A 25,104-nucleotide genomic window follows, 5' to 3' on the forward strand; every position below is an offset into this window, starting at 1 on the left:
CAGGTCAGGTCAGGTCAGGTCAGGTCAGGTCAGCAGGAGGGCACCGCGCCGCTGCCGCTCTGCAGCGCTTTGAGTGCGTTGAGCGCCTGGTCCAGGGTGTCCACCGGGATCAGCCTCAGCCCCGACGGGGTGTCCGCGCGCGCGTCCGAGCACTCCGAGCTGGGCACCAGGAACACCGTGGCGCCGTCCCGGGCCGCCGCCTTGGTCTTCAGCGCCACCCCGCCGACCTGGGAGACCTTCCCGGCCCCGTCGATCTCGCCGGTCCCGGCGATGTCCGCGCCGTTGGTGAGGTCACCGGCCGAGCCGGCCTTACCGGTTCCGTTGCCGTCCAGCTGGTCGATGATCCCCAGGGTGAACATCAGCCCGGCGCTGGGCCCGCCCACGTCGGCGAGGTTGATGGTGACCTTCACCTTGGCGGCGTCCAGGTGCAGATACCCGAGCGCGGCCGTGGTGGCGGCCGTCTGCGACTGGGTCATCTCCTGCTGGTTGGTCGCGTTGACCTGCTGCACGTTCTGGCCGGACCCGTACACCGCGTTGTGCGGCACGACCGCCTCGCGCGGGTTCGGCCAGGCCTTGATCGCGCTCAGCAGACTGACCGAGTCCTGCGGCGCGGTCGCCTCGATCGTGGTCATCCGCAGCGCCCCGCTGGTCTGCCGGACGGCGGCGCCGGTGATGGTGATCACCTGCTGCGGCTGCTTCCCGTCCACCGCCTTCTCCGGGTAGCTCCCCAGCGTGTTGGCCGTGATCCCGGGATACATGATCGTGAACGGCAGCGGCGCGAACACCGCCACCCCGAGCAGCGCCGCGACCAGCACAGCGCACGCCGTCAGGACCACGGTCCGCCGGGACATCGATGAAGGCAGTGAGAACAACACACCGCGCATCAAAACACACCGCGGGCCTTCGACGCTCCTCAGCCACGCTCCAACCCGGGGGCGCGAGGAACTGCGCGACCAGCGATGCGCCGCCGTGGAGCCCCTCGCGGAGCCGCACCGCGCTCAGCGCAGGGCTTCCGCCACGTCGGCCGCCGCCTCCACCACCCGGGGGCCGACCCGCTCCGGAACCATCCCCCCGAGCATCACCACCCCGACGCACCCCTCGATCCCGCTCAACCCCAGCAGCGCCGCCGCCGCCCCGCACGCCCCGGACCGCTCCTCCGCCCCGCTCGCGACGAACGGCGGCTCCGGCCTCGCCCCGTACGGCAGCGCCCGCGCGGCGAGGATCGCGCGGCCTGCCGCGTTCTCGTCCAACTGGTGCCGCAGCCCGGTCCGGTAGGCCACGTGGAAGTCGGTCCAGCTCGGCTCCACCACGGCCACGACCAGCGCGTCGTTCCCGTCCACCAGGGTCAGGTGCGCGGTCGCCCCAAGGTCCTCGGCCAGGCTCCGCAACGCGGGCAGCGCGGCCTCCCGCAGCAGCGGGTGCACCCGGTGGGCCAGCCGCAGCACCCCCAGGCCGACCCGGGCCCGGCCGCCGATGTCCCGGCGGACCAGGCCGTGCTGCTCCAGGGTCGCCAGCAGCCGGTAGACCACGGTGCGGTTGACGCCGAGGCGCCCGGCGAGCTCGGTGACGGTGAGTCCCCGCTCGGAGTCGGCGAGGAGCTTGAGGACCTGGACGCCCCGGTCCAGGGTCTGCGAAGTCTCGGCGGTCACGGCCTGAGCTCCTCCTCCGCCGGGTGTGTGGTGAGGGAGGAGGCTAGTGAGGTGGCACCGCCCAGCGGAAGGGGTTGTCCAGAATTCGGTCGGCTTCTATCGCTGAGCGAGGAACCGATAGGGGCAATACGGGGCAACCGGACATCCCGCCTTACCGGATCGTAACCGAACTCTGCTTCGTGTCAGGTACCTCAGGAATATGTGCAACCATCCGCGTGACCCACACGTATCAGGTATCGGGTGGTGCACCTTGGCCCACGTCCCGTACAGAGAGTTACTGGTCCATGTCCCCTAGCTCCCGCCGCAAGTCGTCCCGCTCCGCCGCTCAGCGCCGGGGCCAAGGACAGGGTCGCCGCAAACCCAAGAAACGGAGCTCGGGCCCGAAGGCCCTGGCCGCCGTGGTGCTGGTGGCGATCCTCGGGGTCGGCGGCTACCTGCTGAGAGGCACGGGCGGGCCGACGGCCGCCGAAGCCGCCGTGCCGACGCCGTCGAACGCGAACAGCGCCGCCGGATCCCCCCGTGCCTCGTCCGGCACCCCGCCGAGCGCCTCCCCCTCGCACTCCCCCAGCGCCTCGGCCTCCGCGAGCGGTGTGCTCCCCTCCACCTATGTGGAGAAGGGCGCCGGGACCTACACGTTTGCCTCCGGCAGTACCAGGCGCTTCGGGTCCGGCACGCTCAAGCGCTACCGGGTCGCCGTGGAGGACGGGATCAAGGTCAGTCCGGACCTGTTCGCCTCCGAGGTGGACGCCATCCTGGGCAACACCGAGCAGGGGTGGAGCGCCGGCGGTCTGTGGTCGTTCCAGCGGGTCTCCTCGGGACCGGTGGCCTTCACCATCTACCTGTCCTCACCCGACACCACCTTCACCCACTGCGCCGAGGTCGGTGTGAACGGGACCGACGAGGTCCTGCCCGGCGGCGTCAACTGCAGCAACAGCGGCAACACGGTGATCGAGAACCTGGCCCGCTGGATCGACCTGACCCCCGCCTACCAGGGCAGGTCCGACCTCTACCACGCGCTGGCGATCAACCACGAGGTCGGCCACTCGCTCGGCCACAACCATGTCACCTGCCCGGGCGCAGGACAGCCGGCCCCGGTGATGATGCAGCAGCTCAAGGGCATGCAGGGCTGCGTCGACAACGGCTGGCCCTACAGCACCTCCGGAAAGTTCCTGACCGGTCCGGCCGAGAGGTGACCGGACCGGACCTGACGGACCGGGACGTGACCGGCCGTCAGGTGATCTTCGTGGCCCACTCCTGGATCTTCTTGATCCGCGCCTGCAGCTGACCCGCCGTCGCCTGGGCGGTCAGCGGCCCGCCGCAGACCCGGCGCAGCTCGTTGTGGATGGTGCCGTGCGGCTGGCCGGTGCGGTGGTGCCAGGCGCCCACCAGCCCGTTCAGCTCCTTGCGGAGCTCCTGCAGCTGCTTGTGGGTGACGATCGGGCGCTTCTCGGCCGGCAGCTCGATCAGGTCGGCCTCCTCGGCCGGCTTGGCCTTGCTGCGCTGGATCTGCCGGGTCTGCCGCTTCTGCAGCAGTATCTGCACCTGGTCGGGTTCGAGCAGGCCGGGGATGCCGAGGTACTCCTCTTCCTCCTCCGATCCGGCGTGCGCCTGCATGCCGAACTCATGGCCGTCGTAGAGCACCCGGTCGAACACGGCGTCGGACTCCAGCGCCTCCCAGGGCAGCTCGTCCATGCCCCCGTCGGCCTCGTCCTTGGTCTTCTCGGCCTCGGCGAGCAGCGCGTCCTCCTCGTCGAAGAGGCCGTCCTCCTTGCTCTTCTTCCGGTCCAGGACGTGGTCGCGCTGGAGTTCCATCTCGTTGGCGAAAGTCAGCAGCGTCGGCACCGAGGGCAGGAAGACCGAGGCGGTCTCGCCGCGCTTCCTGGCCCGGACGAAGCGGCCCACCGCCTGGGCGAAGAACAGCGGGGTGGAGATCGAGGTGGCGTAGACGCCGACCGCCAGCCGGGGCACGTCCACGCCCTCGGACACCATCCGCACCGCGACCATCCAGCGCTGGTCGCCCTCGGAGAAGTCGGAGATCCGCTGGGAGGCCTCTGCCTCGTCGGACAGCACCAGGGTGACCTTCTCGCCGGTGATCTCCCTGATCATCTTGGCGTAGGCCCGGGCCACGTTCTGGTCGGTGGCGATCACCAGCCCGCCGGCGTCCGGAATTCCCTTGCGCACCTCGGTCAGCCGCTTGTCGGCGGCCCGCAGCACATTGGGCATCCACTCGCCCTGCGGCGCCAGCGCGGTCCGCCAGGCCTGGGCGACGGCGTCCTTGGTCATCGGCTCGCCGAGCCGCGCGGCGACCTCGTCGCCGGCCTTGGTGCGCCAGCGCATGTTGCCGCTGTAGGAGAGGAAGATCACCGGACGGACCACATGGTCGGCCAGCGCGTGGCCGTAGCCGTAGGTGTAGTCGGCGACGCTCTTGCGGACGCCGTCGCTGCCGGCCTCGTAGCCGACGAACGGGATGGGGTTGGTGTCGGAGCGGAACGGCGTCCCGGTCAGCGCCAGCCGACGGGTCGCCGGTTCGAACGCCTCGGCGCAGGCCTCGCCCCAGGACTTGGAGTCGCCGGCGTGGTGGATCTCGTCCAGGATCACCAGGGTCTTGCGCTGCTCGACCCGGTTGCGGTGCAGCATGGGGTTGACCCCGACGCCGGCGTAGGTGATCACGATGCCCTGGTAGTCGGGCGAGAGCCGGCCGCTGCTGTAGGTCGGGTCCAGCCTGATCCCTATCCGCGCCGCGGCCTCGGCCCACTGCTTCTTCAGGTGCTCGGTCGGCGCGACCACGGTGATCTGCTGCACCACGTGGTTGTGCAGCAGGTACGACGCCAGCGTCAGCGCGAAGGTGGTCTTCCCGGCGCCGGGCGTGGCCACGGCCAGGAAGTCGCGCGGCTGCGCCTCGATGTAGCGCTCCATGGCGGCCTGCTGCCAGGCACGCAGCTTCCCCGCGGTACCCCAGGGGGCCCGGCCGGGGAAGGCAGGGGACAGATGGTGGGAGGCGGTTGCAGTACTCACGGTCTCCGGCAGGGTCGGCGGCGGGAAGCGCTTCTGGGGTCTGCTGCTGGGTCAGCCGGCGCTGGGTCGGCTGCTGGTGCGTCAGCGGGGTCAGCTTCAAGGGTCGTCGGACAACCCGCCTACCCTACCGGGACGACATGTCGTCCCCGCGTCTTCATTCAGCTTCGCCCGGCCGGTTTCATCCGGACGACGCCGACCGCCGGCGGGGTCCGTGGGGGTCCGGGGGGTCGCTCCCCGGGAAATTGGAGGAGCCGCGCCGTTTCGCCGTCCGCCCGCAGATCGCCGCTCCGACCAGGGCGATCGCGGCCATGGTGGCGAAGATCGCAGCGAATCCGCCACGGGTGTCCGTGCCGACGAGTGCGAAGAGCACACCGGCGAAACCGACCAGCAGGACGTTGCCCAGGGCGTCGCTGACCTGGAGCGAGGCGGAGTTCTCGCCGGTGTCGTCGGCGTCCGACAGCCCCAGCATCAGCACGCCGACGCTGGCGATGGTGAGCCCCATCCCCATGCCCCCGACGGCCCAGGCGAAGGCGACCGCGTACGCGGGGACGGCCGGGACCAGGGCCAGGCCCGCCCCGGCGATGCCTGCGGCGCACATCAGGAAGCCGGTGCGGATCAGCAGCCCGCGGTGCCGGTCGGCCCAGGAACGGCCCTGGATCCAGGAGCCCAGCGCCCAGCTCAGCCCGCCGCTGGTGAGCGAGAGCCCGGCCAGCGTCGGCGACAGCCCGCGCTGGGTGACCATCATCAGCGGGATGAACGACTCAGCGGCGAAGAAGGCCCCGGCGGCGACGCCGCGCAGCAGGATCACGGTGGGAAGGCCGCGGGCGGCCCGGAAGGTGCCGCGCGGCAGCAGCCGGCGCACGGCGGGGACCAGCAGGCCCAGTCCGGCCGCGGCCGGGATCAGCGCGTAGAGGTCCAGCAGCTGCCCCGCGTACTGCAGCAGCCCGGCGCCGACGGCCAGCGCCAGCGCGAACAGCAGCCTGCCGCGGTTCAGCGCCCAACTGCGCTGGGAGCCGTCCTGGGCCTGGAGCCGGCGGAGCTGAGGGAGCATCACCGAGACCGGCAGCACGACCAGCACCGGTATGGACAGGAACACCCAGCGCCAGCCCAGGTGCTGGGTGACCGTCCCGGAGATCACCGGGCCGACGATCGAGGGCAGCACCCAGGCCGCCGAGAAGGCGGCGAAGACCGAGGGGCGCAGCCGCTCCGGGTAGGCGCGGCCGACCACCACGTACAGCGCGACGATGACCAGCCCGCCGCCCAGCCCCTGGACCGCCCGGCCCGCGACGAAGACCCCCATGTCCTGGGCGGTGCCGGCGATCAGCAGTCCGGTCGCGAAGGCGGTGATACCGGCGCTGAGCGGTCCCAGCGGACCGCGCTTGTCGCACCACTCCCCGGAGACCACCATCGCCAGCAGGCTGGCGGTGAAGAACCCGGAGAAGGCGAACGCGTACAGGCCGAACCCGTGCAGGGCCCGGGCTGCGACCGGCATGGCGGTGTTCACTGCCATGGCCTCGAAGGCGACGAGCAGCACGGTCGACACGATGCCGAGGGTCAGGGCGCGGTAGCGGCCGCTCATGACGGTGTCGCTGCCGTTGTCCTGGCCGAGCTCGCCGTCGGTCGCTGCGGGGTGGGTGGTCTGGGTGGTCACTGAAGCGAGTGTAAGGGTCATCTGCGGCCTTGACCCCTGTCGTGCGACCGAGGGCCGCTCATCCTTCCGCCCTAGGACCCATTGAATTCCCCGGAAGGTGTTGACGAATACGGGGGTGAATACCGTAGAGTCGAATGCATCGAGCGGTACGGGAATGGCGACCTGAGGGAGGACCGATGAACACCAGCAGCCTGGTTCACATCGCCGCCCGTCGCACCCGGTTCCGCTGTACGGCGTGTTGTTGTCCCGCCATCAGCTGAAGCATCCTCGGCTTCGCCCTCGCACCACCCTGCAGCACCACCCCAGTCACGGCCGTGTGCCCGAGTGGTTCAGGGGACCGCCTGCAAAGCGGTTTACACCGGTTCGAATCCGGTCATGGCCTCCCATGGTTTGTCGCAGAAACAATTTCCGGACGGTCGGGGAATTCGACCGCCCGGAAATTCCCATGCAATTTTCCCGCGGTAATTCCGGTCATCTTGGCCCGTCCTCGCCCGCGGCGGCGGTGAGTTGTGCGGCGAGTGAGCGGACGAGCCCGCGCAGGGCGTCCGGGCGCTCGATGACGAAGGGCAGGCCCAGGGCGGCCAGGACGCCCGGCACCCAGTGCAGTTCCTCGGCCCGCAGCCGCACCCGGACCCAGCCGTCGTCGTCCGGGGCGTCCTGGACGGTGGCGATCCCGGCCGGGAAGCGGGCGGCGACCTGGTCGGCCGTGCCCTGGACCCGGAGCGAGACCTCGTGGCGGCGCGGGGCCCCGGCGATGCCGGACAGGACCCTGGCAGCGGGGTCGAAGTCGTCCGGGACGTCGAAGACACCCTCCAGCAGTCGCGCGTCGGCCACCCGGTCGAGGCGGAAGTTGCGGATCCCGCCGCTGGCCGAGTCGGCTCCGGTGACGTACCAGCGTCCGGAGTGGGCGACGATCCCGTACGGGTGGACGGTGCGCTCGGTGCGTCGGCCGTCCGCGGCGGTGTAGTCGAGGGCGACCGGGCGGCGGTCCCGCGCCGCCTCGGCGAGGAGCAGGAGCACCCCTGTCTCCGGGGTGGTCGCGGGCCGGGGCGGGAGGGTGAAGGCGGTGGTCTGCAGCAGCGCGGCGAGTCGGCGTCCGAGCGCCTGCGGCAGTACCCGCTGCAGCTTGGCGGCGGCGCTCTCGGCCGCGGCGGCGGACGCCGTCGCCAGTCCGGCCCGGCGCGCCGCGGTCAGACCCAGCAGCACCGCCAGCGCCTCCTCGTCGGTGAGCATCAGCGGCGGCATGCGGTACCCGGGCGCCAGCCGGTACCCGCCGTAGCGGCCGCGCACCGAACGGACCGGGATGTCGAGGTCGGCCAGGTGGGCGGCGTAGCGGCGGACGGTGCGCTCGTCGACGCCGAGCCGGTCCGCCAGCTCGCCGACGGTACGCGTGCCGCCGGTCTGCAGGATCTCCAGGAGGGCGAGCACTCGCACGGTCGGTCGGGTCATGGATCGATTGTCCCGCCGATACCGGGCGGATACTGTCCGGTATTCGTCCTAACGTGCAGGACATGACGACTCACACCCACACAGCCAGCCTCGTGTCCCTCCGCCTCATCACCGACGACGTCGCCCGCCTCGCCGGGTTCTACGAGCAGGTCACCGGCCTGCCCGTGCACTGGTCCACGCCCGACTTCGCCGAGCTGGAGACCCCGGCGGGCACCCTGGCGCTCGGCAGCACCCGAACCGTGGCGCTCTTCGCGCCCGGCTCGGCCCACCCGGCCGACAACCGCTCGGCGATCATCGAGTTCCTCGTCGACGACGTCGACGCCGAGTACGACAGGATCAAGCAGTTCACCGACGACTTCGTCAACGAGCCGACGACCATGCCGTGGGGCAACCGCTCCCTGCTCCTCCGCGACCCGGACGGCAACCTCGTCAACCTCTTCACTCCGGTGACCCCGGCGGCCGTCGCCAAGTCCGCCCGGCGCTGACGCTCAGGCCCGAGGGTGATGTGCGAGCTTCCCGAAGGGCCAGTCGGTGGACAGCCAGGTGATCACGGCCTCGTGCAGCGGGGCGTCCAGCTCGGCCCGGTCGGCCCGGACCCAGGAGCGCACGTCGGCGTCGTGGCCTTCGCTGCGGGAGGGGTAGATGTAGACACATCCGATCACCTCACCGCCGACGGCCTCGATGACGGTGTACGTGAAGCCGACCCGCCGGGCGAAGTCGTCCGCATGCCGCTGCAGGTCGACGAGGTTCGCCTGCGGCGTCATCCCGGCCGCCGGTGGCCATCCCCGGCCACCGAAGCCCGGTGTCGCCCGAATGTGCTCAATGCTGCCGCTCCAGGCGGCGTGGTCGTCGACGTTGTGCTGGGGCCCCAACGGCTCCAGCCGGAACTGCCGCGTCGTCAACTCCAGCGGAACCACGAAGCCGTCGGGCACAAAAGCAGGTGTCATGCCGCCGAGGCTACGAGCGGATCCCAGCTCTCGCACCCGAACGCCGATCCCCGGCACTGACAACCGTCAGCGCCCGGCGTTCCGGCGGAGCTTCAGGGCGAGGACCGGGCAGTCGGCGGCGGCTCGGCCGGCGCGGCGGACGGCTTCGCGCGGGAGCGGGGTGTCGTCCAGCAGGGGGTAGCCCCATTCGTCCAGGGTGACCCGCTCCGGGAGGAGTTCGGCGCAGAGGCCGTGGGCGGTGCAGGCGGTCCAGTCGACGGCGAGGTGCAGGTCGGGGGTCATCTCAGGGCCTCCGGGGCGGTTTCGGACGGGACCGGGAGTACGGCGGTGGGGTTGCCGGCGGTGCAGTGGCCGGACTGGTGGGCGTAGGCCTCGGCGGCGAAGACGGTGAGGGCACTGCGCACCAGCCGGACCGTGCCGTCGGGGTGGTGGCAGACGCCGCGCCCCTCGACCAGGCCGGACCAGCGGGCCAGGTCGTCCAGGAGCCCGGGCGCCCAGGCCGCGCGGGACGGGTCGGCCAGGTCGGCGAAGGCGGCGGCGATCCGGGGCAGGCCGTTGAGGCAGGGGCCGCACTGCCCGGCCGACTCCAGCGCCAGGTAGCGCAGCACCCGCGCCGTCTCGACCAGCCCGCAGCGGTCGGCGGGCAGCGCCGCCAGCACGCCCGCCCCCAGCGGGACGCCGAGGTCGGCCGCGGCGAGGCGGCGTTCCAGCGCGGCGGCCGGGAGCCAGCTGCCGTGGTAGCCGCCGACCAGCACCGCCTGGACCGGGTACGGGAGCGGACCGAACAGGCGGCGCAGCGGCGTCCCGGCCGAGGCCTCGAACACCCGGGGGGCGGTGCCGGCCGTGTGGACGGTGCACAGCATCGAGCCCGGCTCCGCCGAGGTGCCGGCGGTGCGGAACCAGCCGGGGCCGTAGCGGGCGATCAGGGCGAGTTGGGCGAGCGTCTCCACGTTCTGCACCAGGGTGGGCGCCCCGCCGACGCCGCGTTCGCGGGTCGGCGGTTGCGGGAAGCGGGGCAGGCCGTTGCCGCCGGACAGGTAGCCGGTGAGCGCGGAGGACTCCCCGGAGATGAAGCGGCGCGGCACCTCGGCCAGCGAGACCCGGTCGCCGGGGCGCTCGGACAGCGCCGCGCGCAGGCCCGGCAGCAGGCCGCTGCCCCGCTCCACGGCCAGGTGCGCGGTCCGCGCGCCGATCGCGTCGGCGGCGGTGAGCAGCCCGTCCAGGACCAGGTGCGGGGCGAGCCGCAGCAGGGTCGCGTCCTTGTGGCTGGCCGGTTCGCCCTCGCAGCCGTTGGCGACGACGACGGGGGCCCTGCCGCTGCGGCGGGCGGCCGCGGCGACGGAGTCGATCTTGCGGTGCACCGGGAAGGCGGCTCCGCCGCGCCCGGTCAGCCCGGCCTCGGCGAGCACCGCGGACAGTGCACCGGTGCCGGCACGGGGGCCGTACCGGGCGGTGTGGGCGGCCAGGTCGAGCGGGGTACGCGGCAGCAGGCGGGGCAGTACCTCGTGCGGGACGGCCGCTGCGGGCCGGGGAATTGTCGTCATGTCAGGCTCCCTTCCGGTGGGCGCCGGCGCCGGTTCCGACGCCCGTGGCGGCGTACTCGCGGTGCCGGGGCGACGGCGGCCGGGCGCCGACCGTGGTCGAACGGGCCAGCAGCTCGGCCGGGGTCCTCGGCGCGGCGGGCCGCAGCGCGGCCGTGATCCGTACGGCGACGGCGGCCGGCACGGCGACGACGCAGGCCGCGGTCAGCCACAGCGCCACGCCCGAGGCCATGCCACCGGTGCCGGAGCCCAGGGTGAGCCCGTGCACCACCGCGACCGGCCAGGACGCGTAGGCCAGCCAGTGCACGGCACGCCAGACCCGGTGGCCGGTCCTGGCCCGCAGCATGCTGGTGACGATCACGGCGAGCAGCAGGTCGAAGCCGACCGTGCCCAGGCCCAGCCACAGCGGCTGGAAGTCGCCGACGAACGGGACGACGCTGTCGACCAGGCTGATGTCGACATAGGAGTCGGCGACGGCGGTCACGATGTGGATCGCCAGGAACACCATCGCCAGCATCGACAGGGTGCGGTGCAGGGTGACCGTGCCGAACCGGGGCAGCCCCGGCACCGTGGTTCTGACCTGCACCATCACGCCCAGCACGGTGACCGCGGAGAACAGCGCCAGCGACACCATGCCGGTGGCCTGGCCCGCGTACCAGAGCACGGGTGAGGAGGAGCTCATGCCGCCACCCCCTGCGGCACCTCGGCGTCGGCGGGCCAGTCGGCCACGGTGGTGACGCTGCCGTCGGCGGCGACCAGCCGGGCCGGCAGGCTGAGCTCCGTCAGCCACTCGGGGGCCGTCGCGCCGCGCACCATCGCGGCGGTGCTGGCGGTGTTGGCGTCCAGGCAGCTGCCGGCCGCGACGCTGACGGTGCGCCAGGGCGTCTCGGCGGGGAGTCCGGTGCGCGGGTCGACCAGGTGGTGGATCGGGCGACCTCCGCGGTGCCAGCGCCGGGCGCTCACGCCCGAGCTGGCCAGGCCGCCGTCACGGATGGTGACCAGTGCGTGGGGGCCCTCGACGGCGGCCTCGACCGGGCCGGTCGCGTCCTGGACGCGTATGCGCCAACCGTCCTCCGGGGGCTCCCCCGCCACGGCGGTGTCGCCGCCCAGGCTGACCAGGACACCGCAGCCGGCGTCGGCGGCGAGCCGGGCGGCGGCCCGGTCCGCGGCCCAGGCCTTGGCGGTGGCGCCGAGGTCGAGCCGCACACCCCGCGGCATGGCGACGGTGCCGGCCGCCGGGTCCAGCACGACCTTGCGCCAGCCCGGCACCGGCCGCACCAGCAGCCGGACCGGGCGGCCCTCGCGCTCGACCAGCTGGAAGTCGCGGTCGTAGCCGATGGCCGCCATCGCCGAGCCGACGGTGGGGTCGACGTCGCCGTCGCTGAGCTCGGCCGCCCGCAGGGCGGCGGCCAGGGCCTCGGAGAGCAGCGGGACCACCGGTACGGGGTGCCCGTCGGCGTAGGCCGCCGCGGTGTTCAGGCCGACCAGGTGCGAGTCGTCACGGAAGCGGCTGCAGGCGGCGTCGACCTCGGCGAGCCACCGCTCCAGCGTGTGGCGGCAGTGGTCCAGCCGGCGCGGGTCGGTGACCACCAGGCGCACGGCGCACCCGAGCGCGCGCCAGTCGGCGGAGGCCGACGCGGACGCAGCGGCGGGAGCGGCTGGAGCGGCGGTGGCGGCGCTCATCAGGAACCCCCGGAGGTGGTGTCGGAGGTACTGCCGGAACCGCTGTTGTTGTTGCTGCTGTTGCTGGAGCCCGTGGAGCTGGACGCGCTGCTGCTGCTCGCCTTCGGGGTGGAGCTGGGCGTTGCCAGCCCGCTCGTGCTGGACGAGGTCGAGCTCGACGAGGAGTCGGAGCTCGACGCCGAGGAGGACGGCGGCGTCGAGGAGGACGCGCTCGGTGAGCTCGTCGCCGTGGTCGCGCTGCTCTTCGCGGTGGTCGAGCTCGCTGTGGTCGAGCTCGCCGGCATGGACGCCATCAGCGCCAGGGTCCCGGCCACGCTCACCACGGCGACGCCCGCGCTCACCGCCGAGGTGCGGTTCGCCCCCTTACGAGCGCTCTCAGGGGTACGCCCTGCTTTCCGTGCCATCACGCGATCCCTTCGCTTCGGATGGTGCGGACCTTGGTCCGTCGAGCACCACCCTGCGGGGGCTTTGTGAGAGGGCTATGAGCTGCACCTGAGCGTTCCGCCGTGATCGGCCCGTTATCCGCGCCGCACCGGACCGCCGCACCGGACCGCCGCACCGGACCGCCGGGACGGCGGCCCGCGCCGGCTACCCGGCGACGTCCTCGGCCGGTATCGGCAGCCGGTTGATCTGCCGCCCGGTGGCCGCCCGGACCGCCGCCGCGACCGCTGCCGGGGCGACCGTCGCGGGGGCCGCGCCGACGGCCTTGGCGCCGAAGGGGGCGACCACGTCGCGCTCCTCCAGCAGCGCGACCACCCGGATCGAGGGCGCGTCCAGCGAGGTGGGCAGCCGGTAGCGGGTGAAGGAGGCGTTGGAGATCCGGCCGCCCTCGCTGACCAGGTCCTCCATCAGCGCCAGGCCCAGGCCCTGGGTGGCCCCGGCCTCGATCCTGGCCTCGATCTGCTCGGGGTTGAGGGCCCGGCCGACGTCCTGGGCCACCGCCAGCTCGACCGCCCGCACCGTGCCCAGCTCCACGTCCACGTCCACGACCGCGCGCATCGCGCAGAAGGCCAGTCCGACGAAGGCGTCGCCCTGCCCGGTCTCCGCGTCCAGCGGCTCGGTGGGGTGCGGGCGGCACTGCGCCGTCGCCCACAGGTCCTTGCCCTCCAGCGCCTGGAGCACTGGCATGCCCAGCACCCCGTCGTAGGAGGTGATCTTGCCGTCGCTGATGGTCAGCAGCTCCGGGGACATCCCGAACTGCATGGCCAGCGGCTGCAGCAACTGGTGCCGCACCATCAGCGCGGCCCGCTCGACCGCGCCGCCGGAGACCCAGGTCTGCCGTCCGCGCGCGGAGGGTCCGGCCGGGGGCTGGTCGGTGTCGACCGGGGCGATGTAGACGTCGGTGATGCCGAGCACGTCCTGGACGATCTGCCGGGCCAGGGTGGAGAACCCGGTGCCGGTGTCCACGGCCGTGCACATCACCGAGGCCTGCGAGCCGCTGACCCGGACCGAGGCGGTGGAGACCTCGTCCGTGCCCTCGGCGCCCAGGATGTGCACCATGCCGACGGCGTAGCCGATGCCGCGCCGCACGGCGGCCGGGTCGCCCGCGCCGCCGGGGCCGCCGGGCAGCAGCCACTCGTCGTCGGGCTGGTCCACCGGCAGCGGCGGCAGCGGTTCGGCGGCCAGGGCGTCCAGCAGTTCGGCCACCGGGGCCGGGCAGGTGACGGCCTGGCCGGTCGGCAGCTGGTCGCCGGTCGACATGGCGTTGCGCCGACGGATCTCCAAGGGGTCCAGGTCCAGCGCCGCCGCCAGCCGGTCCAGCTGGGACTCGTAGGCGAAGCAGGTCTGCAGCGCGCCCTCGCCGCGCATCCGGCCGGCCGGCGGGTTGTTGGTGCGCACCGCCCAGGCGTCCACGAAGACGTGCGGGACCACATACGGTCCGGCCGCCATCGCGGCGGCCGCCGCCAGCGCCTCGCTGGACACCTCGGCATAGGCGCCGCCGTCCAGCAGCAGCTGGGCCTCGACCTTGACCAGCCGGCCCTCGGCGTCGGCGTGGTGCCGGTAGCGGAGCAGCGCGGGGTGCCGGTGAGGGTGCGTCAGGAAGGACTCCTCCCTGGTCAGCGCCATCTTCACCGGGTGCCCGGTACGGATCGCGAGCAGCCCGAGGGCGACCTGGAAGCCGACGTCCTCACGGTCCGCGGTGGCGCCGGGGACGCCGCTGACGACCAGTCGGACCCGGTCCGGGTCCAGTCCCAGGCAGTGCGCGGCCCGGTCCCGGTCCCCGTGCGGGTCAGTGCTGGCGACGTGCAGCTCCACGCCGCCGTCCGGGCGCGGCACGGCCAGGCCGGCCTCGGCGCCGATCGGAGCGGGATCCTGGCGGCCGACCTTGTAGAGGCCCTCGACCACCACGTCGCCGGTCGCCTCCGGGTCGCCGAAGCGCACCGGCTGGTGCCGGAAGAGGTTGCCGTCGGGGTGGATCGGCGGGGCGGTGAACGCCGCCTCCGGGTCGGTCAGCGGCTCCATCGGCTCGTAGGCGACGGTGATCGCGGCGGCGGCGAGCCGGGCGGTGTCCGGGTGGTCGGCGGCGACGGCGGCCACCGGCTCGCCGAAGTGCCGCACCACGTCGGCGGCGAAGACCGGGCGGTCCTGGACGATCGGCCCGCTGGGCGCGCCGTCCGCCAGCCCGGTCGGGCCCAGCCGCAGGTCCGCGGCGGTGACCACGGCGTAGACGCCGGGGATGGCCAGGGCCGGGCCGTAGTCGATGGAGAGGATCCGGGCGTGGGCGTACGGGGAGCGGGCGACCGCGCCCCAGAGCAGGCCCTCGGCCCAGAGGTCGGCGGCGTAGGGGAAGGTGCCCATGGCCTTGGCCAGCGCGTCGGCGCGGACCGGCGAGGTGCCGAGGCCGATCGGCTCGGCGGTGTCGGTCCCGTCGGCGCGCTCGCCGTGCTCGGCGGCCTGCGCGGGGATCCGCGGCTGGGTGAGCGTGCCGCCGCCCACCGTGGTGGCGGTCCCGGCCCCGGCCGGGCCCCCGCCCAGCGCGGCGCCGGTGGCGCTGCCGGGGTCGCCCTGCCGGACACCGGGGCCCGGCGCGACCAGGTTGTCGTCGCCGGAGCTGGAGGGGGTGGTCATGCTCCGGCCTCCGGGGCGTGGGTGTTCTGGTGCATGCCCTGCGGCGTGCCCTGGTGCGGCAGGACGTAGACGCCGGGCTCGGCCCCCTCGGGCGGCGTGCCGGGACCGGGGTACTCCGGCTGCGGGTGGCCCGGCTGCGGGTAGCCGGCCTGGTACGGCTCGGGCTGCGGCGCCTGGGCGTAGCCCGGGTACGCGTACTGCGGCTGGGCCTGCGGCTGGGTGAACTGCTGCTCGGCGCCCAGTCCGTCCATGGGGCCGAACAGCGGGTCGTAGTTCTCCGGCTCGCCCTGCTGCTGCCCGGGGATCTCCACATCGGCGTAGACCGGGTACTCGTCCTGGACCGCCTGCCCGACCGGCTCCGCGACGGGAGCCTCAGCCGCCTGGGCCGCCTCAGCCGCAACGACCGCGCCGGCGGCCTGTTCCGCGCCCCCGGTTCCGTCGTCGGGGTCATCGGCGGCGTCGGCTGCGTCCTCCGCGGCCTCGGCCGCCTCCGCCCGCGACCTGGCCACCGCCTCGACCGCGGCCAGCGCGCCCTGGTACCCGGTGCAGCGGCACAGGTTGCCGCACAGCGCCTCGCGCGCCTGCAGCTCGGTCGGCTGGTGGTTGCGCTCCAGCAGGTCGTGGACGGCCATCGCCATCCCGGGGACGCAGTAGCCGCACTGCACCGCACCGCTCCCGGCCAGCGCCCGCTGCACGTCGGAGGCGGTGCCGTCGGCGGCCAGCCCCTCGACGGTACGGATCTCGCTGTCGGCCGCCAGCGCCGCCGGCACCAGGCAGGCCGCCGTCAGCTGGCCGTCCAGTTGCACCGAGCAGGCACCGCACTCGCCCTGGTCGCAGCCGCCCTTGGCGCCGGCCAGGCCGAGCCGCTCGCGGAGCACATAGAGCAGGCTCTCGCCGATCCAGGCACCGTTCACCGGGCGTTCGACACCGTTGACCCGGAGCAGGTAGGAGACCCGGGGCGAACCGTCAGCGCCGCCGAAGCCGGACAGCCCGGAGGCCGGATCCAGCGGATCCGTGCCGTAGCCGGTCGTCGCCGCGTCGGCCGTCGCCGCGTGGGTCCTCGCGGTGTTGGTCGTTGCAGCATTGGTCGTTGCAGCGTTGGTGGTTCCAGCGTCCGTCACTTCAACGCCCTCCCGAGTGCGCGGCGGGCCAGTACGGACACGGTACGACGCAGTCGCACCGCGGCCGCAGCCGGGCCCCCTTCCAGGCCCTCCGGGTCGGCCTGCGGCGGTTCGGGCACGCAGGCCGCGGCCACGTACTCGCCGAAGGCCGCCGCGGCGGCGGGGTCTATGGCCCGGTCACCGTCCCAGTCGATGCAGCCGGACACCCACTGCTCGGCCTCCAGCGGCCGCAGCGGCACCGGCGCGACCGCGCCGACCGCGCAGCGCACCGCGCGCCGGGCCGGGTCGAGCACCAGTGCGACGGAGGCGGCGGCCCGGGAGGGGCCGGTGCGTCCGGTGGCCTTCAGGAACACCTGCGGTGCGTGCAGCAGCGGCACCCTGACGTAGCCGAGGAGTTCGCCGCCGCGCATCGGGTCCAGCCCGGTGAGCAGGTGGCTGACCGGCACCTCGCGGCCGCCCTCCGGGCCGACCAGGGTGACCGTGGCCTCCAGCGCGGCCAGCACCGGGAGGGTGTCCCCGGCCGGGTCGGCGGTCACGATGTTGCCTCCGAGCGTGCCGGCGTTGCGCACCTGCGGCGGTCCGGCGCTGCGGGCGGCCTCCGCCAGCGCGGGCATCAGCGCGGCGAAGTCGGGACGGCCCATCCGGGCGTGGGTCAGTCCGGCGCCCAACTGCGCCGTGCCGTCCTGGTACTGCCAACCGCGCAGTTCGTTGATGCGGCCCAGGCCGATCAGCGCCATCGGGCGCAGCAGACCGGCGTTGACCGCCCCCATGAGGTCGGTGCCGCCGGCCACCGGAACAGCGGCCGGGGAGGCCGCCAGCGCCGTGACAGCCTCGTCCAGCGAGGCCGGGAGCATGATCGTTTGGTTCACCTGTGTCCCACCGTGCTCGGGTTCCGCACACCGCCGCTGCGTTTTCGGCCGCCGACCTTTTTCAAGCCCGCGCCCGTACGGTACGTGCAAACGGGTGGCCTGCGCACCCTCCCGCTCCCCCGACTGCGTGGTGACAGCCGAAGGAGGCCACCAGTCGCCCTTATTGCCCGAATTGATGCTTTTTATGGAACCCTTGGACCACTGACGGCAACTCCCGCAACGGCCGAACCGCGCTCACACCTCCGGCGGAGCGCCCTCGATGGGACGGCCCTGCACCCCGGGCCGCCGCTGCCACGGCCGCGGGCCGGACTCCGGGCGGTACTCCACACCGAGCGCGTCCAGCCGGGCCCGGTGCACGGCCATCCGGGCCGCGAACCCGGCCCAGTCCCGCTCCGCCGGCTCCTGCGGCAGCCGCGACCAGGCGACCTCGGCGAACGCCGCCAGCCTGGGGAAGGCGTGGTAGTCCACCTCGCGGACGTCGTCCATGAACTCGGTCCACAGGTTCGCCTGAGTCCCGATCACATGCGCGGCCGCCGCCGGGTCCTGACGCAGTACCGGGGGCACCGGCTCGAACCGGTACACGTCCTCCAGGGTCCGCACCCAGCCCACCGGGACGGGCTCGTCGTCGCCCGGCGCCTGCCGGTGGTCCAGGTAGACCTGCTGCTCCGGGCACATCACCACGTCGTGGCCGGCCTGGGCCGCGGCCACCCCGCCGGCGTAGCCGCGCCAGGACGACACGGCGGCCCCCGGCGCCAGTCCGCCCTCCCGTCGCCCACCACCGCCCTTGTCCGAATGCTCTTCGAGCATGCCCCCCTCGAGAATCTCGTCCCACCCGATCAGCCGGCGCCCGCGCGCCGCCAGCCAGCTGTCGAAGTGCCGCAGGAACCAGCTCTGCAGCTCGTCCTCGTCGGAGAGGCCCTGCTCCTTGATCCGGGCCTGGGCGGAGGGGCTGGCCCTCCACTGCTCCTTGGGGCACTCGTCGCCGCCCAGGTGGACGAAGGTCGACGGGAAGACCTCCAGCACCTCGTCCAGCACGTTCTCGTAGAAGCGCAGCGTGCCGTCGTCGACGTTCAGCACATTGGGGTTGACGCCCCAGTCGGTCCAGGTGGCCAGGGCCGCGGTGTCGACGACGTCGTGGTTGCCCAGCTCGGGGTAGGCGGCGATGGCGGCCTGGGCGTGGCCGGGGATGTCGATCTCGGGGACCACGGTGATCCGCCGCTCGGCGGCGTAGGCGACGATCTCGCGCAGGTCGTCCTGGGTGTAGAAGCCGCCGTGCGGCCGGTTGTCCCGGTTGCCCCCGGAGCGGTAGCCGACCATGGAGCGCTCCCGCGCGGCGCCGACGTCGGTCAGCCGCGGGTAGCGCTTGATCTCGACGCGCCAGCCCTGGTCGTCGGTGAGGTGCAGATGCAGCACGTTGAGCTTGTGCGCCGCCAGCAGGTCCAGGTAGCGCAGCACGTCCGCCTTGGGCAGGAAGTGCCGGGAGACGTCCAGCAGCACCCCGCGCCAGCCGAAGCGGGGCGCGTCCTCGACGGTCAGCCAGGGCAGCCGCCAGCCCTCGCGCTTCAGCGGGGCGCGCCGGAACGCCTCCGGGCCGAGCAGCTGGCGCAGCGTCTGCGCCCCCCAGAACAGCCCGGCCGGGCCGCCGACCAGTTCCACGCCCTCGGCGCCGACCGTGAGCCGGTACTCCTCGTCCGCCAGCTCGGGCGCCACCCGCAGCACGATGCCCGCGCCGGGCGGCAGCGGCAGCCCGGTCGCCGCCCCGACGGTGTCGCGCAACCACCTCTGCACGCCCTCGGTGCCCGGACCGCCGTCCAGCCCCGTCCCGGCGTCGAGCAGGAAGTGCTGGTCAGCGTCGGCGCGCAGGCCGAGCGGGGCAGGTATGAGGTCCATGAGGACTCATCCTGCCCCGCCGAACCGCATTGGTCCAGACCAAGCCGGCGAGCGGCGCTGCTACTTCTTGCCCTTGTCGTCCCCGCCGCCGTCGAGCCCCTCGAAGATCTCCTTGCACATGGGGCAGACGGGGTACTTCTTCGGATCGCGCCCGGGTACCCAGACCTTGCCGCAGAGCGCGACGACCGGCGACCCGGACAGCGCGCTGTCCATGATCTTGTCGCGCTTCACATAGTGCGCGAAGCGCTCGTGGTCGCCGTCCCCGTGGGACGTCTGCGGTACCGGCTCGACGAGGGTGCCAAGGCCGCCTACACGCTCGGGTTCAGGTTCAAGGGTGCTCATAGCACTCCAGTCTAGAACCGCGCACCCCAGGACATGCAGGGGTCTAGTTCATCGAAGGGTCGTCGGGGTAGGTCGCCACCATGGCCAGCTCCCCGCGCTGCCGCCGCAGCACCGACCGCCACAGCCGGGCCGGGTCGGGGACGGAGACGTCCCCCGGTTCGGACTCGACCACGTACCAGGCGCCCTCCAGCAGCTCGTCCTCCAGCTGCCCCGGGCCCCAGCCCGCGTACCCGGCGAAGACCCGCAGCGAGCCCAGCTCCGAGGCCAGCAGCTCCGGCGGGGCCTCCAGGTCGACCAGGCCGATCGCGCCGTGCACCCGGCGCCAGCCGAGCATCTCCTCGATCGGCTGGTCCCCCGGGACCACCGCGAGGGCCAGCGCCGAGTCCAGCGCGACCGGGCCGCCCTGGAAGACCACGGCGGGGACGCCCGCCAGCTCCGCCCAGGGCTCCAGCACCGCTTCCACGTCGACCGGCGTCGGCCGGTTCAGCACCACCCCGAGGGTCCCCTCCTCGTCGTGGTCCAGCAGCAGCACGACCGCGCGGTCGAAGTTGGGGTCGGTGAGCGCGGGCGTCGCCACGAGCAGCCTGCCCGCGAGTGAGACGGCCTCGGTCATGGTCGACATGATCCCGCAGTCCTCGCGGGCGGGCAACGAATTCACCGTCGCGGACCGGGTGCGGGCGGCACAGCCGTCCCCCGTACGTGTGTTGTTCGACACACTGCCCTTCGCCGACCTGCGGTTTATGTCCCCCTATACCAAGGTCCTGGGCCGGTGGGGAACCGAGGCCAACCCGATTACCATCTCCTGAGGTGACGGACCGGCATCAACTCACAGGCCCGCACGGGCAGACGACTGCCCACCCAAGCTCTTCTCCCTCTCCCCTGGATCGCGAGAACATGACCGACGATGTCCTGCTTGTCCACGGCGGCAACCCGCTCGAGGGCGAGATCCGTGTCCGCGGCGCGAAGAACCTCGTGCCCAAGGCCATGGTGGCCGCGCTGCTCGGACACGAACCCAGTCGGCTCCGCAACGTCCCCGACATCCGCGACGTCAAGGTCGTCCGGGGACTGCTGCAGCTGCACGGCGTCCTGGTCCACGAGGGCGACGAGCCGGGCGAGTTGATCCTGGATCCGTCGCACGTCGAGAGCGCCAACGTCGCCGACATCGACGCGCACGCGGGCAGTTCGCGGATCCCGATCCTGTTCTGCGGCCCGCTGCTGCACCGCCTCGGCCACGCCTTCATCCCCGGCCTCGGCGGCTGCGACATCGGCGGCCGCCCGGTCGACTTCCACTTCGACGTGCTGCGGCAGTTCGGCGCGGTCATCGAGAAGCACCCGCAGGGCACCGTGCTCACCGCCCCGCAGCGGCTGCGCGGCACCAAGATCGAGCTGCCCTACCCCTCGGTCGGCGCGACCGAGCAGGTGCTGCTCACGGCTGTGCTCGCGGAGGGCGTCACCGAGCTGCGCAACGCGGCGATCGAGCCGGAGATCGTCGACCTCATCTGCGTGCTGCAGAAGATGGGCGCGATCATCTCGATGGGCACCGACCGCACCATCCTGGTCACCGGCGTCGACCGGCTCACCGGCTACAACCACCGCGCCCTGCCGGACCGGCTGGAGTCCGCCTCCTGGGCCTGCGCGGCGCTCGCCACCGGCGGCAACATCTATGTGCACGGCGCGCGCCAGCTGGAGATGATGACCTTCCTCAACACCTTCAGGAAGGTCGGCGGCGCCTTCGAGGTGGACGACGAGGGCATCCGCTTCTGGCACCCGGGCGGGGAGCTCAACGCCATCGCCCTGGAGACCGACGTCCACCCCGGCTTCCAGACCGACTGGCAGCAGCCCCTGGTCGTGGCGCTCACCCAGGCCGACGGCCTGTCCATCGTCCACGAGACGGTGTACGAGTCCCGGCTGGGCTTCACCTCGGCGCTGAACCAGATGGGCGCCCACATCCAGCTCTACCGCGAGTGCCTGGGCAGCACGCCCTGCCGCTTCGGCCAGCGCAACTTCCTGCACTCCGCGGTCGTCTCCGGCCCCTCCAAGCTCCAGGGCGGCGAGCTGGTCATCCCCGACCTCCGCGGCGGCTTCTCCTACCTGATCGCGGCCCTGGCCGCACAGGGGACCTCGAAGGTGCACGGCATCGACCTGATCAACCGCGGCTACGAGAACTTCATGGAGAAGCTGCGGGCGCTGGGCGCGCACGTGGAACTCCCGGGCGAAGCGGAGTAGTACCCGGCAGCGGGGGGCAGCAGCGGGGTCGGCGCCGACGGTATTGGTTAATCCTTTGCCATCGGGCGTCCCCGCTGGTTGACTCCAACGAGTGATCAGGACAGCTACCGACCGCCGTACCTGGATACGGGCAGCGGCCTGGAACAACGCGGAATGGTGCGCCGCCGTCTGCCGGACGCACCGTCGGAGCACCGGCCCGGCCGCCGGGGGCGGGACCTTCGCCGACGGCCTCTGGAGCAGCGACTGCACCCCGCCCCCGCTCCACCCCGACGTGGTGACGCTGGACCACGCGGCCACCGGGGCGCAGGCGGTGGGGCGGATCGAGCTCACCCCGGCCACCGCGTCGGTGAAGGACTCCTTCGACTGCCTGGACCTGACCGGTGCCGGGTTCTCACCGCTGTTCGAGGCCCAGTGGATCATCCGCGCCCCGGACCAGCGGCCACAGGCCGCCCCGGGCTGGTCGGTCGTCCGCGACACCGCCGGGCTCGCCGCCTGGGCGGCGGCCTGGGACGGAGGGCAGGGGTACGGGGAGATCTTCCGGGACGGGCTGCTGGTCGAGCCGGACGTGGCCCTGCTGCAGGCGCGCGACCTCGACGGACAGCTGATCGCCGGCGCCGTGGCCAACCGCAGCGCCGTCGTCGCCGGCGTGGTCGGCCTCACCAATGTCTTCGCCACCGACGCCGCCACCGGCGGCCTCGCCGAGGCCTGGGCCGGAGCACCCGCCGCCGCCGCACACCACTGGCCGGGACTCCCCGTGGTCGGCTACGAACACGGCGAGGACCTCACCGCCGCCCTCGCCCAGGGCTTCGACCCGCTGGGCCCGCTCAGCGTCTGGATCCGCTGGTAACCCCCGTCCGCCCCACCGCGGGCCGCAGGGCCGGGCCGCAGGGCGTCGAAACGCACAGCGCCGGGTTCCCCGGCCCCTGTGAGGGGGACCGCGGGACCCGGCGCTGTGCCTTGCTTCCTGTTGCCGTACTGCGTGCGGCTGCCAGGGGCTTACTTGCCCTTGGCGGCTTCCTTGAGCTTGGAGCCCGCGGAGACCTTGACGCTGTAGCCGGCGGCGATCTGGATCGGGTCGCCGGTCTGCGGGTTGCGCGCGGTGCGAGCGGCACGGTGGGTGCGCTCGAAGGTCAGGAAGCCGGGGATGGTGACCTTCTCGTCACCCTTGGCGACGACGTCGCCGACGACCTCGGCGAGCGCGGCCAGGACGGCGTCGGCGTCCTTGCGGGTCACCTCGGCGCGCTCGGAGAGGGCGGCCACCAGCTCACTGCGGTTCATGTGTACTCCATTGTGGTCTGTCGCGTTGCGATCCTCGGCTGCCCCGGAGGACCGCCGCCTCGACTGCCGTACCGACAGGCGATGGGGGTTCCGCTGGACGCCCCAGGCTGCGCAAATCTCTTGCCTTGGGACGAATCCTGCCCCCACCACCGCCGGGAAAGCGAATCCGGCTTCAGCGGGCGTCACACGAACAGCGCCACGCTGTACGCGCAGTGACGGTTCGTTGACTCCCGCGGCACACTCTAGGGCGGCGTGCCACGTCAGGACGGCGCGCCACGCCGGTGCAGGGCCTACCGTACGCCCTGGGGCCAGATGGCCCCAAATGGCCCCCAAACGGCACTCGGCGACCCGTGCGGGTCAGAGCTGGACGGCGGGTCAGAGCTGGACGGCGGGGAAGGTCCCGGTGTCCGCGACCGGGTTGGTCGGCGCCTGCGCCGTGCCGGCCGCGTGCGCGGCGTCGCGGACGGCGGCCGCGACGGTCTTGGCGACGTCCGGGTGGAACACGCTGGGGACGATGTAGTTGGCGTTGCGCTCGTCCGCGCTGACGGTGGCTGCCAGGGCGCGGGCCGCGGCGATCATCATCTCGCTGTTGACGGTGCGGCTCTGGGCGTCCAGCAGGCCGCGGAAGACGCCCGGGAAGACCAGCACGTTGTTGATCTGGTTGGGGAAGTCGCTGCGGCCGGTGGCGACCACGGCGGCGGTCTGCCGGGCCACCGCCGGGTCGACCTCGGGGTCCGGGTTGGCGAGCGCGAAGACGATGGCGTTGTCGGCCATGGCCGCGATGTCGTCGCCGTCCAGTACGTTGGGCGCGGAGACGCCGATGAAGACGTCGGCGCCGCGGACGGCGTCCTTCAGGCTGCCGGTGCGCCCGCTGCGGTTGGTGTTGTCGGCGATCCAGCGCAGCGAGTCGTTGAGGTCCTCGCGGCCGTTGTGGACCACGCCGTGCACATCGGCGACGGTGGCGTGCCGCACACCGGCGTCCAGCAGCAGCTTGAGAATGGCCGTACCGGCCGCGCCCGCACCGGACATGACGACCCGTACGTCGCCCATCTCCTTGCCGACCACCTGCAGCGCGTTGGTGAGCGCGGCGAGCACCACGATGGCGGTGCCGTGCTGGTCGTCGTGGAAGACCGGGATGTCCAGCGCCTCGCGCAGCCGGGCCTCGATCTCGAAGCAGCGCGGCGCCGAGATGTCCTCCAGGTTGATGCCGGCGAAGCCGGGCGCGATGGCCTTGACGATGGCGACGATCTCGTCGGTGTCCTGGGTGTCCAGGCAGAGCGGCCAGGCGTCGATGCCGGCGAAGCGCTTGAACAGGGCCGCCTTGCCCTCCATCACCGGCAGCGCGGCCTTGGGGCCGATGTTGCCGAGGCCGAGCACGGCGGAGCCGTCGGTGACCACGGCGACGCTGTTGCGCTTGATGGTGAGCCGGCGGGCGTCGTCGGGGTTCTCCGCGATGGCCATGCAGACCCGTGCCACGCCCGGCGTGTAGATCATGCTCAGGTCGTCGCGGTTGCGGATCGGCAGCTTGGAGGACATCTCGATCTTGCCGCCGAGGTGCATCAGGAAGGTGCGGTCGGAGACCTTGCCGATGCTCACGCCCTCGATGGTGCGGAGCTTGTCGACGATCTCCTCCGCGTGCGCGACCGAGGCCGCGGCGATGGTGACGTCGATGCGCAGGGCCTCCAGCCCTGACGCGGTCACGTCGAGGCCGGTCACGGTCCCGCCACAGGACTCCACGATGGTGGTGACCTGGCTCACAGCGTTGCCGCGGGCCGGGACCTCCATCCGCACCGTGATCGAGTTCGACACACTGGGCACCGTCGCCATCGACGTTCCTTCTCTCGTACGCGCGCTCATTCAGACTTCTGACTTGGTGGTCTGATCGTCGCACCTACTACCGCGTAACTGGAAATGTTGTTCCACACAGCGGAGCCGAAGAGAGTTTGTTGCGGGAAGGGAATGCGTTCCCGGGAGGCTTTGTTAGTCTGGGTGTACGGCACCGGCTCGATCCAAGCCCCCGGGCCCAACCTTAGTCGCTTCGAGCGACCACTTGCCGCGAGGCGAGCATGGCGGGTCGGTGCCGTACATACGTCAGAAAGGGCCTCCCAACGGTGAGTTGGGGGGCCCTTTCGCGGAGTTGGGAGTCCCTTTCGCGTTCCTGACTACTCGTGCAGCAGCGCCGGGACGCCCCCGGCGTCCGGCAGGTCCAGCGGTCCGGAGAGCACCGTGAGCCGCTGGGTGGCCCGGGTCAGCGCCACGTAGAGGACCCGCAGCCCGGCCTCGGACTCGCCGGCGATGCCGGACGGATCGGCGACCACGGTCGCGTCGTACTCCAGTCCCTTGGCCTCCAGGCTGCCCAGCGCGACCGCCCGCC

General features: G+C 72.8%; 25 protein-coding genes and 1 tRNA gene. 7 read left to right on the plus strand and 19 right to left on the minus strand.

Annotated features, from left to right (window positions below; all coding sequences use genetic code 11):
- Window positions 1-29: 29 nt before the first annotated feature.
- Together TR46_RS28965 and TR46_RS28970 are read right to left on the minus strand one after the other, a co-directional pair.
- On the minus strand, window positions 30-851 hold the full coding sequence (locus TR46_RS28965; RefSeq protein WP_042407001.1) for a S16 family serine protease: 822 nt from the start codon (window positions 849-851) through the stop codon (window positions 30-32).
- 147 nt (window positions 852-998) lie between these two features.
- The gene (locus TR46_RS28970) at window positions 999-1,649 is read right to left on the minus strand and encodes an IclR family transcriptional regulator (RefSeq protein ID WP_042407003.1); all 651 of its coding nucleotides are present in this window, start codon (window positions 1,647-1,649) and stop codon (window positions 999-1,001) included.
- A 284-nt stretch (window positions 1,650-1,933) separates the two neighbouring features.
- On the opposite strand from TR46_RS28970, the gene TR46_RS28975 reads away from it, so the two are divergent.
- A complete protein-coding gene (locus TR46_RS28975; protein WP_042407005.1) occupies window positions 1,934-2,842 on the plus strand; it encodes a DUF3152 domain-containing protein in 909 nt (302 codons plus the stop codon).
- A 37-nt stretch (window positions 2,843-2,879) separates the two neighbouring features.
- Here TR46_RS28975 and TR46_RS28980 read toward each other — a convergent pair whose 3' ends face one another.
- Both TR46_RS28980 and TR46_RS28985 read right to left on the minus strand, forming a co-directional pair.
- Window positions 2,880-4,664, minus strand: coding sequence for a DEAD/DEAH box helicase (locus TR46_RS28980; RefSeq protein WP_084719021.1), 1,785 nt, complete (start codon window positions 4,662-4,664; stop codon window positions 2,880-2,882).
- A 178-nt stretch (window positions 4,665-4,842) separates the two neighbouring features.
- Window positions 4,843-6,336: an MFS transporter gene (locus TR46_RS28985; RefSeq protein WP_084719022.1), complete on the minus strand. Its 1,494-nt coding sequence runs from the start codon at window positions 6,334-6,336 to the stop codon at window positions 4,843-4,845.
- 289 nt (window positions 6,337-6,625) lie between these two features.
- Here TR46_RS28985 and TR46_RS28990 point away from each other — a divergent pair.
- A tRNA-Cys gene (locus TR46_RS28990) sits at window positions 6,626-6,697 on the plus strand.
- An 89-nt stretch (window positions 6,698-6,786) separates the two neighbouring features.
- Here TR46_RS28990 and TR46_RS28995 read toward each other — a convergent pair.
- Complete coding sequence (locus TR46_RS28995; protein ID WP_042407010.1) at window positions 6,787-7,764, minus strand: helix-turn-helix transcriptional regulator; 978 nt, start codon at window positions 7,762-7,764, stop codon at window positions 6,787-6,789.
- Between the two features lie 62 nt (window positions 7,765-7,826).
- Here TR46_RS28995 and TR46_RS29000 point away from each other — a divergent pair, with 62 nt between their 5' ends.
- Window positions 7,827-8,249 carry a VOC family protein gene (locus tag TR46_RS29000; protein WP_042407013.1) on the plus strand — a complete coding sequence of 141 codons (423 nt, stop codon included), beginning with the start codon at window positions 7,827-7,829 and terminating at the stop codon, window positions 8,247-8,249.
- A gap of 3 nt (window positions 8,250-8,252) precedes the next feature.
- Here the strand turns inward: TR46_RS29000 and TR46_RS29005 are convergent, their stop codons facing one another.
- The 5 genes from TR46_RS29005 to TR46_RS29025 all read right to left on the minus strand — a co-directional run bounded on the left by TR46_RS29005 (window position 8,253) and on the right by TR46_RS29025 (window position 11,935).
- Window positions 8,253-8,711, minus strand: coding sequence for a GNAT family N-acetyltransferase (locus tag TR46_RS29005; protein ID WP_042407016.1), 459 nt, complete (start codon window positions 8,709-8,711; stop codon window positions 8,253-8,255).
- A 66-nt stretch (window positions 8,712-8,777) separates the two neighbouring features.
- Window positions 8,778-8,993 carry a ferredoxin gene (locus TR46_RS29010; RefSeq protein ID WP_042407019.1) on the minus strand — a complete coding sequence of 72 codons (216 nt, stop codon included), beginning with the start codon at window positions 8,991-8,993 and terminating at the stop codon, window positions 8,778-8,780.
- Window positions 8,990-10,255, minus strand: a complete 1,266-nt coding sequence (locus TR46_RS29015) for an NADH-ubiquinone oxidoreductase-F iron-sulfur binding region domain-containing protein (protein ID WP_042407023.1) — start codon at window positions 10,253-10,255, stop codon at window positions 8,990-8,992. The genes TR46_RS29010 and TR46_RS29015 overlap by 4 nt, the downstream gene beginning before the upstream one ends.
- 1 nt (window position 10,256) lies before the next feature.
- Window positions 10,257-10,934, minus strand: a complete 678-nt coding sequence (locus TR46_RS29020; protein WP_063770695.1) for a ferric reductase-like transmembrane domain-containing protein — start codon at window positions 10,932-10,934, stop codon at window positions 10,257-10,259.
- Window positions 10,931-11,935: an FAD:protein FMN transferase gene (locus TR46_RS29025; protein WP_084719023.1), complete on the minus strand. Its 1,005-nt coding sequence runs from the start codon at window positions 11,933-11,935 to the stop codon at window positions 10,931-10,933. The genes TR46_RS29020 and TR46_RS29025 overlap by 4 nt, the downstream gene beginning before the upstream one ends.
- Before the next feature lie 18 nt (window positions 11,936-11,953).
- Here TR46_RS29025 and TR46_RS29030 point away from each other — a divergent pair, with 18 nt between their 5' ends.
- Window positions 11,954-12,409 (plus strand): hypothetical protein, encoded by a 456-nt coding sequence (locus tag TR46_RS29030; RefSeq protein ID WP_152626736.1) that lies wholly within the window; start codon window positions 11,954-11,956, stop codon window positions 12,407-12,409.
- A gap of 114 nt (window positions 12,410-12,523) precedes the next feature.
- Here TR46_RS29030 and TR46_RS29035 read toward each other — a convergent pair whose 3' ends face one another.
- The 6 genes from TR46_RS29035 to TR46_RS29060 all read right to left on the minus strand — a co-directional run bounded on the left by TR46_RS29035 (window position 12,524) and on the right by TR46_RS29060 (window position 19,848).
- Window positions 12,524-15,004, minus strand: coding sequence for a xanthine dehydrogenase family protein molybdopterin-binding subunit (locus TR46_RS29035; RefSeq protein WP_084719024.1), 2,481 nt, complete (start codon window positions 15,002-15,004; stop codon window positions 12,524-12,526).
- Window positions 15,001-16,125 carry a (2Fe-2S)-binding protein gene (locus tag TR46_RS43735; protein WP_084719025.1) on the minus strand — a complete coding sequence of 375 codons (1,125 nt, stop codon included), beginning with the start codon at window positions 16,123-16,125 and terminating at the stop codon, window positions 15,001-15,003. Before TR46_RS43735 ends, TR46_RS29035 begins: the two co-directional genes overlap by 4 nt.
- Window positions 16,122-16,979: an FAD binding domain-containing protein gene (locus TR46_RS29045; protein ID WP_084719026.1), complete on the minus strand. Its 858-nt coding sequence runs from the start codon at window positions 16,977-16,979 to the stop codon at window positions 16,122-16,124. The genes TR46_RS43735 and TR46_RS29045 overlap by 4 nt, the downstream gene beginning before the upstream one ends.
- Before the next feature lie 249 nt (window positions 16,980-17,228).
- Window positions 17,229-18,884 carry a beta-N-acetylhexosaminidase gene (locus TR46_RS29050; RefSeq protein WP_042407031.1) on the minus strand — a complete coding sequence of 552 codons (1,656 nt, stop codon included), beginning with the start codon at window positions 18,882-18,884 and terminating at the stop codon, window positions 17,229-17,231.
- A gap of 60 nt (window positions 18,885-18,944) precedes the next feature.
- Window positions 18,945-19,226, minus strand: coding sequence for a DUF3039 domain-containing protein (locus tag TR46_RS29055; protein ID WP_042407034.1), 282 nt, complete (start codon window positions 19,224-19,226; stop codon window positions 18,945-18,947).
- Window positions 19,227-19,269: 43 nt separating this feature from the next.
- Window positions 19,270-19,848: a YqgE/AlgH family protein gene (locus TR46_RS29060; RefSeq protein ID WP_042407037.1), complete on the minus strand. Its 579-nt coding sequence runs from the start codon at window positions 19,846-19,848 to the stop codon at window positions 19,270-19,272.
- Here TR46_RS29060 and TR46_RS29065 point away from each other — a divergent pair.
- The 3 genes from TR46_RS29065 to TR46_RS29075 all read left to right on the plus strand — a co-directional run bounded on the left by TR46_RS29065 (window position 19,838) and on the right by TR46_RS29075 (window position 22,299).
- Window positions 19,838-20,032 carry a hypothetical protein gene (locus tag TR46_RS29065; RefSeq protein ID WP_042407039.1) on the plus strand — a complete coding sequence of 65 codons (195 nt, stop codon included), beginning with the start codon at window positions 19,838-19,840 and terminating at the stop codon, window positions 20,030-20,032. The genes TR46_RS29060 and TR46_RS29065 overlap by 11 nt on opposite strands.
- A gap of 88 nt (window positions 20,033-20,120) precedes the next feature.
- Complete coding sequence (gene murA, locus TR46_RS29070; RefSeq protein WP_042407041.1) at window positions 20,121-21,452, plus strand: UDP-N-acetylglucosamine 1-carboxyvinyltransferase; 1,332 nt, start codon at window positions 20,121-20,123, stop codon at window positions 21,450-21,452.
- Between the two features lie 91 nt (window positions 21,453-21,543).
- Entirely contained in the window at window positions 21,544-22,299 is a 756-nt protein-coding gene (locus TR46_RS29075; RefSeq protein WP_052433178.1) for a hypothetical protein, read from the plus strand.
- A 149-nt stretch (window positions 22,300-22,448) separates the two neighbouring features.
- Here the strand turns inward: TR46_RS29075 and TR46_RS29080 are convergent, their stop codons facing one another.
- From TR46_RS29080 to TR46_RS29090, 3 genes are all read right to left on the minus strand, one after another.
- Window positions 22,449-22,730, minus strand: a complete 282-nt coding sequence (locus tag TR46_RS29080; RefSeq protein ID WP_030260605.1) for an HU family DNA-binding protein — start codon at window positions 22,728-22,730, stop codon at window positions 22,449-22,451.
- 375 nt (window positions 22,731-23,105) lie between these two features.
- On the minus strand, window positions 23,106-24,557 hold the full coding sequence (locus tag TR46_RS29085) for an NAD-dependent malic enzyme (protein ID WP_042407043.1): 1,452 nt from the start codon (window positions 24,555-24,557) through the stop codon (window positions 23,106-23,108).
- Between the two features lie 335 nt (window positions 24,558-24,892).
- Window positions 24,893-25,104: ATP-binding domain-containing protein (locus tag TR46_RS29090; RefSeq protein WP_042407044.1), on the minus strand; the 212-nt coding region annotated here is incomplete at its 5' end.

Source organism: Streptacidiphilus carbonis (genome assembly GCF_000787775.1).
Classification (GTDB): domain Bacteria; phylum Actinomycetota; class Actinomycetes; order Streptomycetales; family Streptomycetaceae; genus Streptacidiphilus; species Streptacidiphilus carbonis.